The organism is Capsulimonas corticalis, assembly GCF_003574315.2.
GTDB lineage: Bacteria > Armatimonadota > Armatimonadia > Armatimonadales > Capsulimonadaceae > Capsulimonas > Capsulimonas corticalis.
The window spans coordinates 1,659,071-1,675,973 of record NZ_AP025739.1 but is presented as its reverse complement, the minus strand read 5'-3'; the positions used below and the strand labels follow the sequence as shown (position 1 = coordinate 1,675,973).

The following is a 16,903-nucleotide window of genomic DNA, read 5'->3' as shown; positions in this document are numbered from 1 at the left end:
GGCATACGAAGTGAATCAGAAAAATAAGCGCAAGACGCGCGGCTTGCCGTAACGGCGAGACGCGGCGAGGCATGGCTAGCCACGAGTGCATAGAATCTCCAGTGAAAACCGGTCAAGTGCAAGGGAAGGAGGGTTTTGCTACCGCCCAGAAGCTACGATGAGCTTGAGCGGTATGCCAACCAAACTATGCGATACAGCAGATGCAGAGGATGGGAGAGCATGAAGCGAGCGAACTGAACACACAATACCACGACAAATATCGAAGTGTCAATACATAGGATAATTTATTGCAGGCAATCACATCTACAATTACCAGTAGCGTTATCGCACCAGCCATTTATGGCCAACGCCACATTATGCCGCCTGTCACCCATGATCGGGCTATTGCGGATGCTCCTCACCGTTCGAATGCTTGATTCCCGACACGAGCCATTCTACTATGGCGCTGTCGGCGCGCGCGGCGCCTCCACATGCGGCGGGATGGGGGGCGTGGGAGGAACCGGTTCGCGGGGCGCGAGCGGAACCCATGGTGCTCCAGGCGCAGGGGGGACGATGGGTGGAGCGGTTGGAGCGGTGGCCGCAGGCGCGGGCAGATGGACGGACGCTGGGGGCGAGGGCATTGTGGGATGCGCCGGCGGGACGAATGGACCGCCCAGGCTGGCGGGCTTTGGCGCGGCGGGCGCCGTTGTTTTGGTCTTGGCGGCAATATTCGCGGACGCTCCCGCCGCGATCAGCGCACGAACCGCTTCCTAGTTCTCCATCGCCGCCCGTGACTAATCAAATCATCAAATTACATTTTTCAAGAGACATAGTTCCAGTAATCAGCGCCTGGATTCATACGAGCGCCAATCCTGCCAAATTTGATAGAATCCGAAGAGGGTTGCCAAAAACCATCTACGAGTGAATAAAGGCCCTCAATCCAATATTGAGTAACAGTTTTAAACATAGATTCCAAAGATAAATATTGAACGGAAATTCCCATTTCTACGTCGTAACTAATAATTTGCCCTCTGTCAGTCCCGTCACCGCACTCAACTACAGTACATTCCCCAGACTCCGCGTATAGAAGGGGAAACCAAGTCCCTTGATAGTCATCTGATGCAGAAGCAGCATTAAAAGTCAAATTACGATAGTGTCTCACTGCTTCGTCCAATGACATAAATCTTCCGTCGTCAATTAGATTGGCTGTAAGACGTGGACGATCGGTAACGCCATCGCAGTATTCATAAAGATCGATAAGATGATCTGTAAGTTTGAAGGGGAGTAGAGAAGCTTTTTCGACAATTTTTTGCCGAGGCAATCCAGGTCTAATATTTTTGTTGATATTAGCACCTTGTCTTCCCATAACTAATAATAGATTCGACATAAGACTTGATATTTCCGACAAAATAAATCGCCTCTTTTACGCAACAGGAAGTTGCACTGGCCTATCGTCGCGCCTTCGGAAGGTGGGGTGCGCTGGGCGCGTTGCCCCGCACTGTCACGGAGTCTGTAAATGGCGGAGGCGGCAACGTGCCGGTTAACTCCGTTTACCGAGGGAGATAATTCTCAAATCTGTCAATCCATTGCATTCTGAACCGATTATTGTTCCTCCAAATTCTGGGCAATGTATCCTGGCGGTCAACAATCTTTTTTAACCTGAGACCACCGCTCAAATTCATGATTTGCATTGTGCGCACCAATGTAAATCTGTGACCCAAGAATATAAAACTTCCCCTCACGAGCCCTAACAGTAAGGAAACTAACTCTCCGCAAGCTTCCCCATGCAGCACAGGGTAGAGAGCAGACCGCGTAACGAACAAACTCCAAGATTGTTCTGGGTCTAATGTCTACATTATGAAGTATCGTTGGCATATCAATGAAATCCGTAGTAGTAAAATTTACGGCCAATTGATCTTCTCCATCCCATGACGCGACAAATTTACAAAAAAGATGATGTCCTGTTATCAGGCTTATCCGTAAATCTGCCCCATCTAGCTTTTCAACCGATAACGAATTTTCAAAATACAATGAATTCATATAGATATATCTTTTTCATTGCTCCATAAAACCGCATTATTACATGAAACAATCTGACTAAAGCCGCGTAAAAAGGAGTTAAGCCAGACCATTTTACTATGACTTTGGCGCGATAATCCGATATGAAATATTCTATCACCTTCCACTCGATACGGATTCTTACGGCGCGGATTACGCCGTAGCATAAAAAAAATTACAATATGTCAAATTAAGTGGAAGAGCAATATAATCGGGATATTCGAATATCAGGTAGACTTTCCCATAACTTTCTTTTTAGCCAACAAATATCAGCACTTGCGCATGCTCATTATAGAATGATAAATACCAACGATATCCTTCTGACGTTAAGCGATTAGCTTTATCAATTACTAACCTAATATATTTCTCATCTTTTACCATCATCTTATAGAGCTTGCTCACCTTTACATCGATTTAGGCTCAATAACAGTTCTGACGAATAATGGGGGTGAGTTTATTTTGGCGGGCTTCAAGAACCGATATGGGACGCTGGGCCGCAAGACGCCCTATGCGGCAATGCTCGAATGGTACGGGAAACGGCCCGACCTATTTCGACCGACTTCCGAACCCATCACCGTTATTCATATTATGATGAGACTCGACCACTTCCCAACTATGGCGCTTTGGGAGCGCGCGGCGTCTCCACATGCGGCGGGATGGGGGGCGTGGGAGGAATCGGTTCGCGGGGCGCGAGCGGAACCCATGGCGCTCCGGGCGCAGGGGGGACGATGGGTGGAGCGGTTGGAGCGGTGGCCGCAGGCGCGGGCAGATGGACGGACGCTGGGGGCGAGGGCATTGTGGGATGCGCCGGCGGGACGAATGGACCGCCCAGGCTGGCGGGCTTTGGCGCGGCGGGCGCCGTGGGTTTGGTCTTGGCGGCGATTCGGGGCATCAGCAGGGCCAGAATGGGGCCGTGGCTGGCGCCGTAATTGAGCGCCGTCGCGCCTGTTTTTGTTTTGGCGGTCACGTCCGCTCCCTTGTCCAACAGCAGCTTGACGATAAACTCGCTGCCCGATTGAGACGCGAGCATCAAGGGAGTAAAGCCATCTTTGTCCGCCGCGTTGACGTTCGCGCCGTGATCGATCAGCATCTTCGCCACAACGCTGCTGTTTTTTAAGCTGGCCGCCATCAACGGGGTAAATCCGTGCGCGCTCCCCGTGTTCACCTGGGCGCGCGCTTGCAGAAGCTGCTGGACGATTCCGGTATGGCTATATTGCGACGCCCACAGCAGAGGCGTGTAGCCCTGTTTGTCGCGGACATTCACAGCCGCGCCGTTCGTCAGCAGCAGATTCACCAGCGGTGTATCGCCCTTTCCGGCGGCGAGGATCAAGGCCGAGCGGCCGAGATTGTCCTGCGCGTTCACATTCGCGCCGTGATCGATCAGCTGCTTGGCCCGCGCGGCGTCGCCCATCGCGGTCACGACAATCAGCGGCGTGGCGTTCTGAGCGTCGCGCGTGTTCACCTTTGCCCCATAATCGAGCAGCGTCTGGATCACGGCGTCAACGCGCGTTCGCGCGACGCTCGGGCGGCGTCCTTCGGCGATCGCGATCGTCAGCGGCGCCGCCAGCCCCTTCGTGACGGCGGGGTTGACGGATGCTCCCGCGCCGATCAGGAAACGAACGGCGTCTGGATTTTCCCGCGCCGAAGCGATCATCAGCGGCGTCAATCCGCGCTGCTGCGGGGCGTTCACATCGGCGCCGTGCTTCGCGAGAAGCTGCATCGTCGCCAGATCGTCTTTCACCAGGGCAATTCCCAGGGGAGTCGCTCCAGAGTCGCTGCGCACATTGACATCGGCGCCGCGCTCCAGCAGCAGCGTCACGAGCGCGCCCGCCTTGAGATCCACCGCCTCGCCCAGCACCGTATTCTGATGGCGGTCCGTCGCGTTGACATGCGCGCCCTTGTCCAGCAGCAGTTTGACGACCGAGAGGTTATCCTTCGCCGCGACCGCGTAAAAGAGGGCGGACGTTCCTGCTTTATCGCGCGCGTTGGGATCGGCGCCTTGCGCCAGCAGCGTCGAGACGTTCTTCAGGTTCCGGTGGTACGCCTCCGCGATCAGAGATTGGTCGAGCTGCGCTTTGGTGAGGGTGGGTTTGATCTGTATGCGCTGCGTGGGAGTGACAGCTTGAGGCGCTGTTTTCGCTGGGAACGCGGGCGACAACGACAAAGGATCCGAAGGCGTGGACGGCAGCTGCTGCGCATTCGCCCCGGGCGCCAATGCGAGGGGCAGAAGAACGCTGACGACGGATGCGAATCTGAGACGGGCGGCGAGGGTTTTCAAGATATTCATACTGGAATACTCAACTCTACCGTAGGAGCTTCGCGCCTGTCAATACTGATCGCTCATCGTCGGGATTATTTGACCGGCGGCGCGGTCGAGCCGCGCACGATCAGTTCAGGCTGGAAAAGATAGGTCGTGGCGGGAATGTCGTCGCCTTCCACGCGCTGGATCAAAAGCCGGGCGGCCTCAGCGCCCATCTGGACGAACGGCTGGCGCACCGTGGTAAGCGGCGGCGTCATGTATGCGGCCAGCGGCCGGTCGTCCACGCCCGCGATAGAAAGTTGTCCCGGTATGGCGACGCCCATGTCCCGGGCAGCTTCGATCACGCCGAAAGCGATCTCGTCATTGCCGGCGAAGATGGCGGTCGGAGGCTCCGGCAGCGAAAGCAGGCGGCGCCCATTTTCATATCCGGATTTGGTCGAGTACATTCCCGGCAGGACATATTCCGGATTCGGGAAGATATCCGCTTCCGCGAGGCGCCGATCGTATGTTTCGCGACGCACAACGGCGCTGAGCAGATTTCCATGCCCCATCAGATGCCCGATCCGGCGATGTCCCAGCCCCAGCAGATGGTCCATGATCATCTGGGCGCCGTGAACGTCGTCGACCTCCACCAAAGGGACGCGCGTGCGCTCCGGCGGCCAGGAGACGGCCACCAACGGCAGTTTGAGCGAGGCCAGGGCGGGGATCAGATCGGAATCGGTAGGCGGGGCGACGACGAGCACGCCGTCGGTTCGCCCATCGCGAAACTGCGACAGCGAATACTCCTTGCCGCGCCAGGGCGTGGTCAGATGGGTAATGTTATAGCCGCGCTCGGCGGCGGTGGTGAGCACGCCTTGAAGGATCGCGGCCGAATAGGCGTTGATGACGATCGCCGCCGATTCGACGACGCCGAACAGTATCCCCAGATTATTCGTTCGCCGCCGGGCCAGCCCCCGCGCCACGGCGCTGGGATGGTAATCGAGCCGGCGCATCGTCTCCAAAATACGCGCGCGTGTCTCCGGCCGCACCGGGCGCGGGCCGTCGTTCAGCACATTGGAGATCGTCGAGAGCGAAAATCCGGATTCTTTTGCGACATCATAGATCGTTGCCATGGCGTTGTTTCCCTCTAGCGCGCCAGGGCGTCCACCAGAACGATCACCGGATACTCGCTCACGTCCACGGACACGGATCCATGGGTCACGACGAGCGGGGAGGCTTTGCCATTGGTCTCTCCATTCGCAAACTCCACAAGTGTCGCCGCTTGGGACAACGTGAATTTTGGCGAACGGAATGCGGCGACGGCTGCGTTCTCGGCGGTCGGGCTCCAGAGGACATAAGCGCCTTTGCCCGCGCTGGACCGGAAACGATAGATCCAGACTTTGGGATTGCCCGAGGGGACTTCGCCATCGAACCGCATGCCCGCGAGGCGATTCTTGAGCGTGTATGTGTAATACCAGGCGGGCTTGGGCCTCCACTCGCCCTTTTGCGTCACGAGACCGCTGGTGCTGAACTGGGTCGCGTCCGCAGGGTTGACGTCGCGCAGCATGTACTGCGCCGCGCGGTCCACGCCGGCGGCGGCGAGCAAGAGGTACGAGCGAACAATCCAGCGGGCCTGAACTTCCTCGGCGGAAGCTGAACCGATCGCGGGGGCGCGCTGCACGGAGGCGGGATGGGTGTCGTAACCAAACTCGGTCAGCCAGACTTCGCGGCCCGGGAGGTAACGGCTGCAATAGTCGACGATCGCGCGCATCTTCTCCTTCAGGCCGTCGGCTTCGGGGCAGACGCCGACCTGGCCGGACTTCTGATCGGCGGCGTTATTGGAGTAGTGGTGCAGGTTGATCACGTCGGCGGGAAAGTCGCCGTGACGGTTCCAGTCGGCCCAGACCTTCATCGCCTTGATATAATCGAGATTGGTCCCCGCCAGCCCGCTCAGCACGAGCTTGGCGCCGGGATCGGCGTTTTTGACGCCGAATGTCGCGCCCATTCGCTTTTGATCGCCGTCGTCATCCGCGCTGCACTGCGCGGCCAGCTCGTAGGGACTGGAATATCCCTCGCGGCCACGCCACCAGCCGTCGGGCTCATTCTGATTCTCATAGTAGCTCAGCAGACCGAGGCCGCTTTTGCGCGGCTGATTCGCGGCGAGTTTGAGCAAAGCGTCCGGAACGCGCGCGGCGCCGTAGCGGGCGGCGAACTGAAACAGATGGTCGGCGTGCGCGGCGTAGGATTTCGGATCGGCGGCGTCCTGCCCTGGCGCGGCGGCCTTGTCGTTCATATGCGCGTCATCGCCCGCCAGCCACTTCACATTGCCCTGAATGGCCGGGCAAACCGTGATCCCGGCCTTTTTCAGCTTGGCGTAGTAGTCGTCGAAGAACCAGAAATTGCCGCCGGCCGCCGAAGATGGGTTGAACGCATCCAAATTGTGGGGATACGCCGGCGCGCCGGCGTTCCCATCCCCCGAGTCCCAGCTCCAGTTGTGGTATTCGCGGACGTATCCGGCGACGGACATCTTGTCTAGCGGATCGTCGATAAACGCGTTCGTTCCGATGAACTGATCCATCGTCGGCCGAAGATGAGGCGTCGGCGCGGGGATTTTGACGGCCGAGATCGGCCCCAGCGGCTTGCCGTAAAGCACGATCTCCGGGACCTGCATGCCGGGATCGGCGATCGTAAATCGCAGGTAGCGCGCGCGGACATCGACGGGATGTATATTCCAGGTCTGATAGTGGTTGAGCGGGTCGGTCAGCAGAGGCTTCCAGTGAAACGGAGTCCCGCTTTCGATGTGAAAGTCGCCGACGCCGGTCGTATCATAAACGCAGATATCCGTCATCTGATACTCCGCGCCCAGATCGACAAAGGCCGTCAGGGGATAGTAGATTTTATTCCAGCCCGCGGTCCAGAAGGTTTTGGGCTCCGCTTTGCTCCCAGCGCGCGGATCGCCGGCAAGCGCCTGCTCGTCGAACAACGCAAAGGCGTCGCCCTGCGCCGATTCGTTGACCACCATCGAAGGGCGAACGACGATCTTGCCGCCCGCGTTCGCACCCGCGGCGGGAGCCGAGGACGGCGGCGTTTGGGCGGCGCCGCAGGAGCACGCCGTCGCCAAGATAGCAATGAACGCGAGTGGACGCCAATATCGCCATTTCTTCATAAAATCCCGAGCTCCTCACCAATCGAAGCGCTTTGATTACAAAATACTATAAAGCAAAGCGCTTTGATTGTCAACTCCGAAAATGCGGGACGCCGGCCAAAGAGTCGCCAGGCGTCGCAATTTTTTTTTCAAAATGCTGCTCCTATCACCAGAAAAGCTCTTGACAGGCGTATCCAACCTCGATATAATGGGGCATCTAATAGGACGCTCTAGTAACAGCAATTGCGCTACTAGACAGCTCTAGTTACCCGCCGATTCGTCTGAAATGGCGGGTGCGCGACGAGAGCGCAGCAGAAAGTTTTAATAGCGATAATTGCTATATTACAAGATTATGAATTTTACGCGATTTTTGCAATCCAGAGGGAGGTGATCAGAAACAGAAATCCAGCGAATATCAACGAAGAGATTCCATGACGATCACACTCATTTCACAAGGGCGTACAACGATGAACACAACAAAGATCACCTATTTCCTCTCAGTCTGCCTTGGCCTGGCGTCGCCGCTCGCCGTCAACGCCGCCACGCTTGCCTCAGGATTCGATACCTCCGTCTGGACCAGCAACGGCACGCTGCCCTGGGGATCGCATACGGACCATGGGAGCGAATACTATCAGACATGGGACGCCGAATTTGGCAGCGGATATCTCACCCTGCATTCGATGTATAACACCGGCGGCCACCGCTACGAATCCGGAGTCGCCTACGGCAAGGTGCAGATACCGAGCAGCGGCTACAGCTATGTGACGGTCGATGTGGATATCTACGATCCGCAAGCGGGACTGCAAGGCTGCTGGCCGGCATGGTGGCTGGACAGCGCGTGGAACTGGCCGCCGGAAATCGATATCGCCGAATTCAAGGGCAATGTCGGTGGGAATGTCTGGCAAAACGCCATCGGGAGCAGCGGCGGCTGGAGCGTCGTTGAGACCAACATCAACAACACACAATGGCACCACTACGGCCTCGCGCTCGGCCCCGCGTCCGGCGGCGCCCGCACTTATCAGCTGTTTCTCGACGGCGCCATCAAAAATCAGGGTTCAATCCCCGATGTGCAGGGCGTGCCCTTCTGGGTGATCGCCAATTACGCCATGGAAGGCGATTCCGGCTCCCCCGGTCCGACCCGCAATACCTACGTCCAGTACCACAACTATGTGCTTGCGACGCATTGATCGACGCGATCGATAGGCGTCCAAAGCTCGCCGCAGGCGATTGCGGCGAGCTTTGGACGCCCATCCGGGAGACAACATATTGAAGCCGCGAAACATTCTGGGACTGCTGGTCGCCACGGCGTTTTTCTCTCCCAATCTCCACTCTCTGCGAGCGGCGGAGATACGCCGCGTCGCGGGATCCGACAGCGCCGACCGGGCGTGGCGCGCGCTCAAACACGACCAGGAGACCCCGCCCGAGCCACTCAAGCAGCTTGCCGACCGTATGTATTCCCAGAAGGAGATTCGGGACTATTACGCGAGGACGGCGGAGCGCGCGGGAGCCGTCGCCGACGAGGCGAAACAGTTTTACGCGCAATATCCGAAGTATCCTCAGGCCGTAAGCGCGCGGGAGATCTATTTCGACATGCTTCACGCCGCCGTCGCGCTCAGCAGTACGACCAAAATCGCGGAATTGGAAGCCGCCACGGCGGAGCGCCTCAAAGACCCCAAAATCGATGACGCCGCGCGGTTCCAGCTCTCGCTGCGCCTGCTCCAATCCGCCGTGAGCGGCCGGCAATACGAGAGCGACGACGCCATGCGGGCCGAACTGGAAAGGCGCGCCCGGCGGCTGGCGCAGGATTACCCCGGCCATCCCGATGGCGATAAGTACCTGCTGAACCTGGCCAGAGCCGCCGCGACGGAAAAGTCGGCGGCTTTGGCGCGGGAAATCCTGGCCCGCAGCCGCGATGAAAAGATAAAAGCCGAATGCCAGGGGCTGATCCGCCGCTCGGCGGCGGTGAACAAGCCTCTCGCATTGACGCTCACGCTGAGCGACGGCAAAGCGTGGGATCTGAAACAATGGCGCGGCAAAGTCGCGCTTTTGCTGTTCTGGGATTCCTCCAGCCGCTTCTCTCCCAAGGCGCTGTGGGCCGTGAACGAGCTCTACAAAAAATATCACGCCAAAGGTCTGGAGGTCGTCGGATTGAACTTTGACGAAGACCAGGCCAAAGCGACGGCTGCGCTGAAGGACATCACCCTGGAATGGCCACAATATCGGGACGTCCCGGCGGGAAGAACCGTGCAGGCCCGCTTTGGCGTCGATACGCTGCCCATGTGCTGGTTCGTGGATAAAACGGGGGTATTGCGCGAACGATACGGCGAGCGCGACCCGGATGGCTTCACGCAGCGGCTGCTGGCCGAGTAAACCCGCCCGGCAGCCCATGAGCCGCGCCGACTCTGAAAAACGTAAGGCTGCTTTCGTCTCTATCTAAACGTTTCATTAAAGCGAGATCGGTCCAAATTATTTCTATTTATTTTGGGCCGATCGCAAGAAAAGCTCTTGACAGATTAAACGAGCCGCTATATAATATGCCTGTTAATAGGACGTCCTAGTAGGCATTTTTGCAAACACTAGTCCGCACTATTCACGGAATTATTTCCCGTATTGAGCAAAGTTTTGATAGAAAGGTATGATCGAATGAACAAACGTTACGGCTTCACGCTGATCGAGTTACTAGTAGTAATCGCCATCATTGCTATCCTTGCCGCGATCCTCTTCCCCGTCTTCGCCAAAGCCCGCGAGAAGGCGCGGCAAATTTCGTGTATTTCCAACGAGAAGCAGCTTGGGCTGGCGATGATGCAGTACATCCAGGACAGCGATGAGACATACCCCACCGGTCTGATCAATAAAGGGCCGGCGAGCACATCGAGCGGCATGATCGGCACGGGCCTGGGCTGGGCGGGAGCCATTAGCCCCTATATCAAGGCTCCGGACATGCTGCGCTGCCCGGATGACAAGCCTTCCCCGGGAAACGGCGTTTACACCTGCTCTTACGCGCTCAACTTCCTTCTGCCGGCGCGCAGCTTGGGATATCTGGTCGCGCCGGCCACCACGGTGCAGCTTTTTGAAGTGACCAACGACACCGCGTTTGTCGGCAGCCTCACCGAGAATGCGCTCAATCACAATAACTGGATTGTTTCCGCGGTCGGCGACGGCTGGCCGGCGATGTCCTGGTCCAACACGGCCGCGTGCGGGCTGAACGGCGACTACGCCAGCGCCGTCAACTGCGACGCCAACGGCTGCACGGTCAGCGGCTGGGATCCCGTCTGCGCGGCTGTCTCGTGGACCACCGCCCGGCACGCCCCGAACTCCACCGACTGGCGTCAAGGCGGCTCGAACTATCTGCTGGCCGACGGACACTGCAAATACATGCGAGGGGAAAACGCCGCGCTGACCAACGATGGTCCGAACAACGCTCCCAGCAACAATGCGCTGCCCAAGCAAGTCTCCGCATGGTGGGGAAGCTCCACCGCATACGTGACCTTCAATCCCCAATAAAGATATTGCGAGCGCCGTGGACACATCCACGGCGCTCGGATGTCCGCCGGATGGATACGCATTCTCCCAGGTTACGTAAGATGAAGACATTGAAAAACAAACTGTTTCTGCTGATTCTGCTTCTGTGCTTCGCGATCGCCGGATGCTCCAGCCAGACCGATAAAGACGCCGTCAACATGGGCCCCGTGCCCACCGGACCACCCTCGGGAAATCTGCACACTCCCGCTCCGCCGGCCGCGCCTCCTGGCGACCAAACGAAGCCCTGATTTTCTTGTCCGTTTCACCCCGCGCGGGCGATTTTGACCGAACCCTATCACCGCAAGCAAGCACAAGCGCCAGTCTTGTCTCCCCGCGCTTGCGGTGTTCCCCTCCCCAATCTTTCCGTGAACTTTTGACACTCCTTTGAGCGTAAAACAGTAAGCTGACGCCATTGGCGTTTTCGCTTCACTGCGCGCTTCTCCCCCGGCGCGTCTCAGATCGTTGCTGCAATACGGAAAATCATGAAAATGCATCCCTTCACTCGCAAATACGGCTTGTCCGCGCTGACGCTCACCGCACTGCTCAGCTTCGCCGCTTCTCCGTCGCAGGCCGCCGCAGTTCCGCCGGCCCCCATCGACAGCGTCAACCCGCTGGTCGGGACCGACGGCCATGGGCACACCTACCCCGGCGCCACGGCGCCGTTCGGCATGGTGCAGCTCAGCCCGGATACGCCTCTGCAAGGGTGGGACGGCAGTTCGGGATATCACTATTCGGATTCGGCGATCCTGGGCTTCAGCCACACGCATCTCTCCGGAACCGGCGTCGGCGGCCTCGGCGATATCCTGCTGATGCCGACGGTCGGCCCCGTGCGCCTCGACGCCGGGACGCCCGGCAGCGGCTACGCGTCGCGCTTCTCTCACGATCAAGAGACCGCGAAGCCAGGCTACTACCGTGTCTTCCTGAAGGATCCGCAGGTGACGGCGGAGCTGACGGCGACCGATCACTGCGGTCTCCACCAGTACACCTTCCCGACCGCGGACAACGCGCATATCGTGCTGGACCTGGCGCACGGGGTCGGCGACAGCCCGATCACCACCTCGATCAGCGTGGAGAATGACACCACGATCAGCGGCTCACGCGTCTCCAGCGGCTGGGGCGGCCGCCGCGCCGTGTACTTCGTGATGCAGTTCTCACGCCCGTTCAACTCGTACGGTATCGAGTCGGGCGGAACGCGCCTGCCCGCCGGGACAAAAACCGCCGAGGACAAAGAGGTCAAGGCGTTTGTCGATTACGGAACGCAGGATCACGACCAGATCCTGGTCAAAGTCGGCGTTTCGGCGACCAGCGTGGACGGCGCGCGCAAGAACCTCGCCGCCGAGATTCCCGGCTGGGACTTCGACGCCGTACGCAACGCCGCGCGGGAGCAGTGGAGCCAGGCGCTCGGCGCCGTTCAGATCGAGACGACCGATCCGCACATCCGCACGACGTTTTACACGAACCTTTACGAGTCTTACCTGGCCCCCGTCCACTACAACGACGCCGACCTGTCCTATCGGGGCCTCGATCATCAGATCCACACAGGCGCGAAGTTCCAAAACTACACGACGATGTCGCTCTGGGACACCTTCCGGGCGGAGAACCCGCTGCTGACGCTGCTTCAGCCCAGCCGCGTGCCGGATATCGTCCAGAGCCTGCTCGCGGAGTATCAGCAGTGGGGCCGCAAATCGATCCCGATCTGGCCGCTCTGGGAAAACGAAACCGGCACGATGATCGGATACCACTCGGCCCCGGTAATCGTGGACGCCTACCTCAAGGGCCTGCGCGGCTACGACGCCGAGGCGGCCTATCAAGCCTTGCGCGACACCGCCATGCGCGATCATAACGGCCAGGACGAGTACCGGCAGTACGGCTATGCGCTTTCCTCCAGCACGGGTCAAAAACAATCCGTCTCCCGGACCCTGGAGTTCGCTTATGACGACTGGTGCATCGCGCAGATGGCGAAAGCGCTCGGCCATGACGACGACGCGCAGATGTTCCTGAAGCGCGCGGCCAACTACCGCAATGTCTTCGACACCGGGACTGGCTTTATGCGCGGCCGCAAGGCCGACGGCTCCTGGCGCCATCCCTTCAACCCCAAACAGCTCGTCTGGGCCGACTACACTGAAGCGAACGCCTGGCAGTATTCGTGGACCACGATGCAGGATGTCCCCGGCCATATCCAGATCATGGGCGGCGACGCGCCGTACATCGCCAAGCTGGACAATCTGTTCAACGAAAAGTCCGACGTGATCGCGAACATTCCCGATATTACCGGTCTGATCGGCCAGTATGCGCACGGCAACGAACCTGTGCATCACGTCGCGTATCTCTACAATTACGCCGGCGCGCCCTGGAAGACCCAGGAGCGTGTCCGCAATATCATGACCACGCTCTACAACGACACGCCCGCCGGCCAGTGCGGCAACAACGACTGCGGGCAGATGTCGGCCTGGTACGTCTTCAGTGCGCTCGGCTTCTATCCGGTCAACCCTGTCGGCGGCGTCTACGTCATCGGCAGCCCGGCCGTCAGCAAGGCGACGCTTCAGCTCGACGACGCCCATTACCACGGCCACAAGTTCACCGTGATCGCCGACAAAAACTCGGCGGCGAACATCTACATCCAATCGGCGACCCTGAACGGTAAGCCGCTGGCGAAAACCTATCTCACACAGGATGAGATCGCCGCCGGCGGAACGCTGCGTCTGACGATGGGACCCGCGCCCAACAAATCCTGGGGGGCCTCCGCCGACTCGCGCCCGCCCTCAGGCATGCCGGCCAATTTCGCCTACGCCCCCCTGCCCGCGCCGGCGCCCACGACCTTCCCCGCCCTGACTCTTCCGATCCGAGTCGCCGCCGGCAGCGACGACCCCATCGGCAACTTCCTCCCCGACCCGAATATGACGGAAGGCTCGACCAACGGGGATGCCAGCGTGACGATCGACGCCAGCGCCCCAAACGCCGCCCCCATCGGCGTCTACCAGAGCGAGCGATACTCCGACAACTTCACGTATGCCTACACGGTCCCCAAAGACCGCAAGTACACCATCCGCCTGCACTTCGACGAAATCTTCGACAGCAGCGTCGGCGAACGGATCGAGGACGTCCACATCAACGACCAGCCCGTGCTGACGAATCTGGACATCTTTAAAGAAGTCGGCGCGAACAAGGCGCTGGTCAAGGAGTTCACCGGAATCGCGCCCGATGCGGACGGCAAGATCCGGATTCGGATCTCGGCGGCGGCGGGGAGTCCGGATCAGAACGCGAAGATTAATGGGATTGAGATATTGGAAGAGAAGTAGGGGAAGGAGCCCTCACCCCCGGCCCCCTCTCCCAATTCTGGGAGAGGGGGAGTCAGAATTTTTGTTTTGAGGATCTTTGATCCAAATCTTAATCTTCCTCTTAACCCTCTCCTAAGATTGGGAGAGGGTGGCGCGAAGCGCCGGGTGAGGGCCTCTTGCTCTTGCCAATATCACACAAAAAAACACGCCATGAAACCTCCCCACAACAAACCATCCTACCTCCCCATCGCCGCCGCGCTCCTGCTGGCCGGCGGCGCCGTCCAGCCCGCGCGCGCCGAGGCGCCTGCGTTCGAATCGGCGCAGTCGTGGTATTCGCCCGCCGTGACGCAGGCGCTCGCGGACGCGGGGGAGAATCAAGGCGAACTGGCGGATGCGCTGAATCAGACGCCAGCCGCACAGCGCGAGGGGATGGAGTTTCTGATCGCGAATATGCCCAGGCGAGATCTGCGGACCCTGACGAGCGGCTTTTTGCTCAAAAATGTCGCGCTGGCGTATGACGCCTGGGATCATTCGCCCTGGCGGGATCAGATTCCCAAGGCAGTCTTTTTGAATGACGTGCTGCCCTACGCCAGCCTCAATGAGGAGCGCGATGGGTCGCGCAAGGAGCTGCGGGAGCTGTCGGCGCCGCTGATCGCGGGCGTCGGTACTCTGGGCGACGCCGCGCAGGCGATCAATCGGAAGCTTTTTCCGCTGGTGAAGGTCAAGTACTCCACGGAGCGGCATCGCCCGGATCAGGCGCCGACGGAGACGATTGCGAGCGGCGTGGCGACATGCAGCGGCCTGTCGATTCTCCTGGTGGACGCCTGCCGCGCGGTGGGCGTCCCGGCCCGCGTTGTGGGGACGCCGCTCTGGGCCGACGGGCGCGGCAACCATACCTGGGTTGAAATCTGGGACGGGACCCAGTGGCGCTTCACCGGAGCCGCCGAGCCCGATCCGCAGGGCCTGGACCGTGGCTGGTTCGTGGGCGACGCGGCGAAGGCGAAGGCCAATGAACGGGATTACGCGATCTACGCCAGCAGTTTCCAGAAAACCGGACTCGCATTCCCCCTTGTGTGGGATCCGAAGATTCAGTGGGTCCATGCCGTCAACGTCACATCGCGCTACGCATCGGCGACGCCGGCCGCGCCTATCGCGGCGGACAAGACGCATGTCTTTGTCTCCGTGCTGAATCCCGCAGGCAAGCGCGCCGCCGCCGATGTCACGATGCGCGATATCACCAACGGCGCGGTGGTCTGGACCGGAACCAGCATGGGCGAAAACGCCGACCGCAACAATTACCTCACCTTCGATGTCCCGCGCAAGCACTCGTATGAGGTCACCGTCGTTTACGAGGGGAAAACGATCTCTGAGCCATTCGTGGCCGGCGACGAGGCCGAGGAGAAGTCCGAAATCCATCTGGAAGCCGCGCCCGCCGTCAAAACGCTGAGCGACGCCGCCATCGCTCAGCTCAAGACGGCGCTGGACGCGTACTTCGCCGCGCCGACGAACACGCAGATCCACTGGGCATTCCCGAAAACGCTGGACTTGGCCCTCAAGCAAGATGAGCCGGCCGTGCGGCAGCTCGTATGGGACGCCTACAAAGATGCGCCGATCCATGCGGCGATGAAGCGCGACTTCGACGCCAACCAGGCGACATTCGGCGAGTATCTCAGCCCCTACACCGTCAAGACCGTCGGAACGCGCCCCGCGAACGGCTGGGCGCTTTATATCGCCATGCACGGCGGCGGCAGCGGCCCCAAGGAGATGAATGACAGCCAGTGGGAGATCATGAAAACCCACTACAAGGACCATCCTGAAGCGGCGGGCGGTTACAAATACCTCGCCCTGCGCGCGCCTAACGACACTTGGAACGGCTTCTACGATAACTACGTCTATCCGCTCGTCGCCAACCTCCGTCAGCAGTTTTTGCTCTTCGGCGACATCGATCCCAACAAAGTCTTCCTCATGGGCTACTCGCACGGCGGCTACGGCGCCTACGCCATCGGCCCAAAAGAACCCGATCTCTTTGCCGCGATCCACGCCTCGGCCGGCGCGGTCACCGATGGCGAAACCGTCCCGCAAACCCTGCGCAACACCGTCTTCACCGTCATGGCCGCCGGCCTGGACAACGCCTACGGACGCCTTGACCGAACCCACAAGTTTATGGACGACGTCAACGCCGCGCGGGGAAGCCGCCACGATGTCTTCCCCGTCGGCGTCCAGATCATGGAAGGCGTCGAACACCCCGCCCTCCCCGACCGCGACAAAATCGCCGACATGGCCTACGCCACCCGCAACGCCGCCCCGCGCGAACTCACCTGGCTCATGACCGACGACGTCATCCGCGACTTCTTCTGGATCCACACCAACGATCCCGGCAAAACCAAAGAGATCGATGCGACGTGCCGTGACAACCAGGTGACCGTCACGACAACGCCCAGCGTGACCTCAGCCACCGTGCTGCTGGACAGCCGGTTGGTGTCGTTCGACAAACCGATCACGTTTGTGGTGGATGGGAAGAAGTCCGTGCAGAAGCTGACGCCGAGTTTGAAAACACTGTGCGCGACGATGGCGCGGCGAGGCGACCCGGGGCTGGCGTTTGCGGCGGAGGTGGATTGCCCCATCCCCCCGTCGAAGTAAATTTCGACTCCCCCTTTCCCGGCTTCGCCCCTGGCAACCCCC

At 59.6% G+C, this 16,903-nt stretch carries 11 protein-coding genes; 7 read left to right on the top strand and 4 right to left on the bottom strand.

Annotation, left to right across the window (positions count from 1 at the left end):
- Window positions 1-408 precede the first annotated feature (408 nt).
- Window positions 409-753, top strand: coding sequence for a hypothetical protein (locus tag D5261_RS07110; RefSeq protein ID WP_125206429.1), 345 nt, complete (start codon window positions 409-411; stop codon window positions 751-753).
- A gap of 46 nt (window positions 754-799) precedes the next feature.
- Here the strand turns inward: D5261_RS07110 and D5261_RS07105 are convergent, their stop codons facing one another.
- The 4 genes from D5261_RS07105 to D5261_RS07090 all read right to left on the bottom strand — a co-directional run bounded on the left by D5261_RS07105 (window position 800) and on the right by D5261_RS07090 (window position 7,442).
- Window positions 800-1,366 carry an SMI1/KNR4 family protein gene (locus tag D5261_RS07105; RefSeq protein ID WP_125206428.1) on the bottom strand — a complete coding sequence of 189 codons (567 nt, stop codon included), beginning with the start codon at window positions 1,364-1,366 and terminating at the stop codon, window positions 800-802.
- Between the two features lie 1,284 nt (window positions 1,367-2,650).
- Window positions 2,651-4,324 carry an ankyrin repeat domain-containing protein gene (locus D5261_RS07100; RefSeq protein WP_119325223.1) on the bottom strand — a complete coding sequence of 558 codons (1,674 nt, stop codon included), beginning with the start codon at window positions 4,322-4,324 and terminating at the stop codon, window positions 2,651-2,653.
- Between the two features lie 65 nt (window positions 4,325-4,389).
- Window positions 4,390-5,409, bottom strand: a complete 1,020-nt coding sequence (locus tag D5261_RS07095; protein WP_119325222.1) for a LacI family DNA-binding transcriptional regulator — start codon at window positions 5,407-5,409, stop codon at window positions 4,390-4,392.
- 14 nt (window positions 5,410-5,423) lie between these two features.
- A complete protein-coding gene (locus D5261_RS07090) occupies window positions 5,424-7,442 on the bottom strand; it encodes a hypothetical protein (RefSeq protein WP_119325221.1) in 2,019 nt (672 codons plus the stop codon).
- Window positions 7,443-7,852: 410 nt separating this feature from the next.
- On the opposite strand from D5261_RS07090, the gene D5261_RS07085 reads away from it, so the two are divergent.
- The 6 genes from D5261_RS07085 to D5261_RS07060 all read left to right on the top strand — a co-directional run bounded on the left by D5261_RS07085 (window position 7,853) and on the right by D5261_RS07060 (window position 16,861).
- On the top strand, window positions 7,853-8,608 hold the full coding sequence (locus D5261_RS07085; RefSeq protein ID WP_301002434.1) for a family 16 glycosylhydrolase: 756 nt from the start codon (window positions 7,853-7,855) through the stop codon (window positions 8,606-8,608).
- A 79-nt stretch (window positions 8,609-8,687) separates the two neighbouring features.
- Window positions 8,688-9,791: a TlpA family protein disulfide reductase gene (locus tag D5261_RS07080; protein ID WP_119325219.1), complete on the top strand. Its 1,104-nt coding sequence runs from the start codon at window positions 8,688-8,690 to the stop codon at window positions 9,789-9,791.
- Between the two features lie 273 nt (window positions 9,792-10,064).
- Entirely contained in the window at window positions 10,065-10,925 is an 861-nt protein-coding gene (locus tag D5261_RS07075) for a DUF1559 family PulG-like putative transporter (RefSeq protein WP_119325218.1), read from the top strand.
- Between the two features lie 80 nt (window positions 10,926-11,005).
- Window positions 11,006-11,191: a hypothetical protein gene (locus D5261_RS07070; protein WP_119325217.1), complete on the top strand. Its 186-nt coding sequence runs from the start codon at window positions 11,006-11,008 to the stop codon at window positions 11,189-11,191.
- A gap of 234 nt (window positions 11,192-11,425) precedes the next feature.
- Window positions 11,426-14,242, top strand: a complete 2,817-nt coding sequence (locus D5261_RS07065; RefSeq protein WP_125206427.1) for a GH92 family glycosyl hydrolase — start codon at window positions 11,426-11,428, stop codon at window positions 14,240-14,242.
- Window positions 14,243-14,431: 189 nt separating this feature from the next.
- A complete protein-coding gene (locus D5261_RS07060) occupies window positions 14,432-16,861 on the top strand; it encodes a transglutaminase domain-containing protein (protein WP_119325215.1) in 2,430 nt (809 codons plus the stop codon).
- Window positions 16,862-16,903: the final 42 nt, after the last annotated feature.

What these genes read in the sequence shown, in the direction of transcription:
- D5261_RS07100 (WP_119325223.1), bottom strand. Translation starts at nt 4,324, where the DNA reads ATGAATATCTTGAAAACCCTCGCCGCCCGTCTCAGATTCGCATCCGTC.
- D5261_RS07060 (WP_119325215.1), top strand. Translation starts at nt 14,432, where the DNA reads ATGAAACCTCCCCACAACAAACCATCCTACCTCCCCATCGCCGCCGCG.
- D5261_RS07075 (WP_119325218.1), top strand. Translation starts at nt 10,065, where the DNA reads ATGAACAAACGTTACGGCTTCACGCTGATCGAGTTACTAGTAGTAATC.
- D5261_RS07065 (WP_125206427.1), top strand. Translation starts at nt 11,426, where the DNA reads ATGAAAATGCATCCCTTCACTCGCAAATACGGCTTGTCCGCGCTGACG.
- D5261_RS07085 (WP_301002434.1), top strand. Translation starts at nt 7,853, where the DNA reads ATGACGATCACACTCATTTCACAAGGGCGTACAACGATGAACACAACA.
- D5261_RS07095 (WP_119325222.1), bottom strand. Translation starts at nt 5,409, where the DNA reads ATGGCAACGATCTATGATGTCGCAAAAGAATCCGGATTTTCGCTCTCG.
- D5261_RS07110 (WP_125206429.1), top strand. Translation starts at nt 409, where the DNA reads ATGCTTGATTCCCGACACGAGCCATTCTACTATGGCGCTGTCGGCGCG.
- D5261_RS07090 (WP_119325221.1), bottom strand. Translation starts at nt 7,442, where the DNA reads ATGAAGAAATGGCGATATTGGCGTCCACTCGCGTTCATTGCTATCTTG.
- D5261_RS07070 (WP_119325217.1), top strand. Translation starts at nt 11,006, where the DNA reads ATGAAGACATTGAAAAACAAACTGTTTCTGCTGATTCTGCTTCTGTGC.
- D5261_RS07105 (WP_125206428.1), bottom strand. Translation starts at nt 1,366, where the DNA reads ATGTCGAATCTATTATTAGTTATGGGAAGACAAGGTGCTAATATCAAC.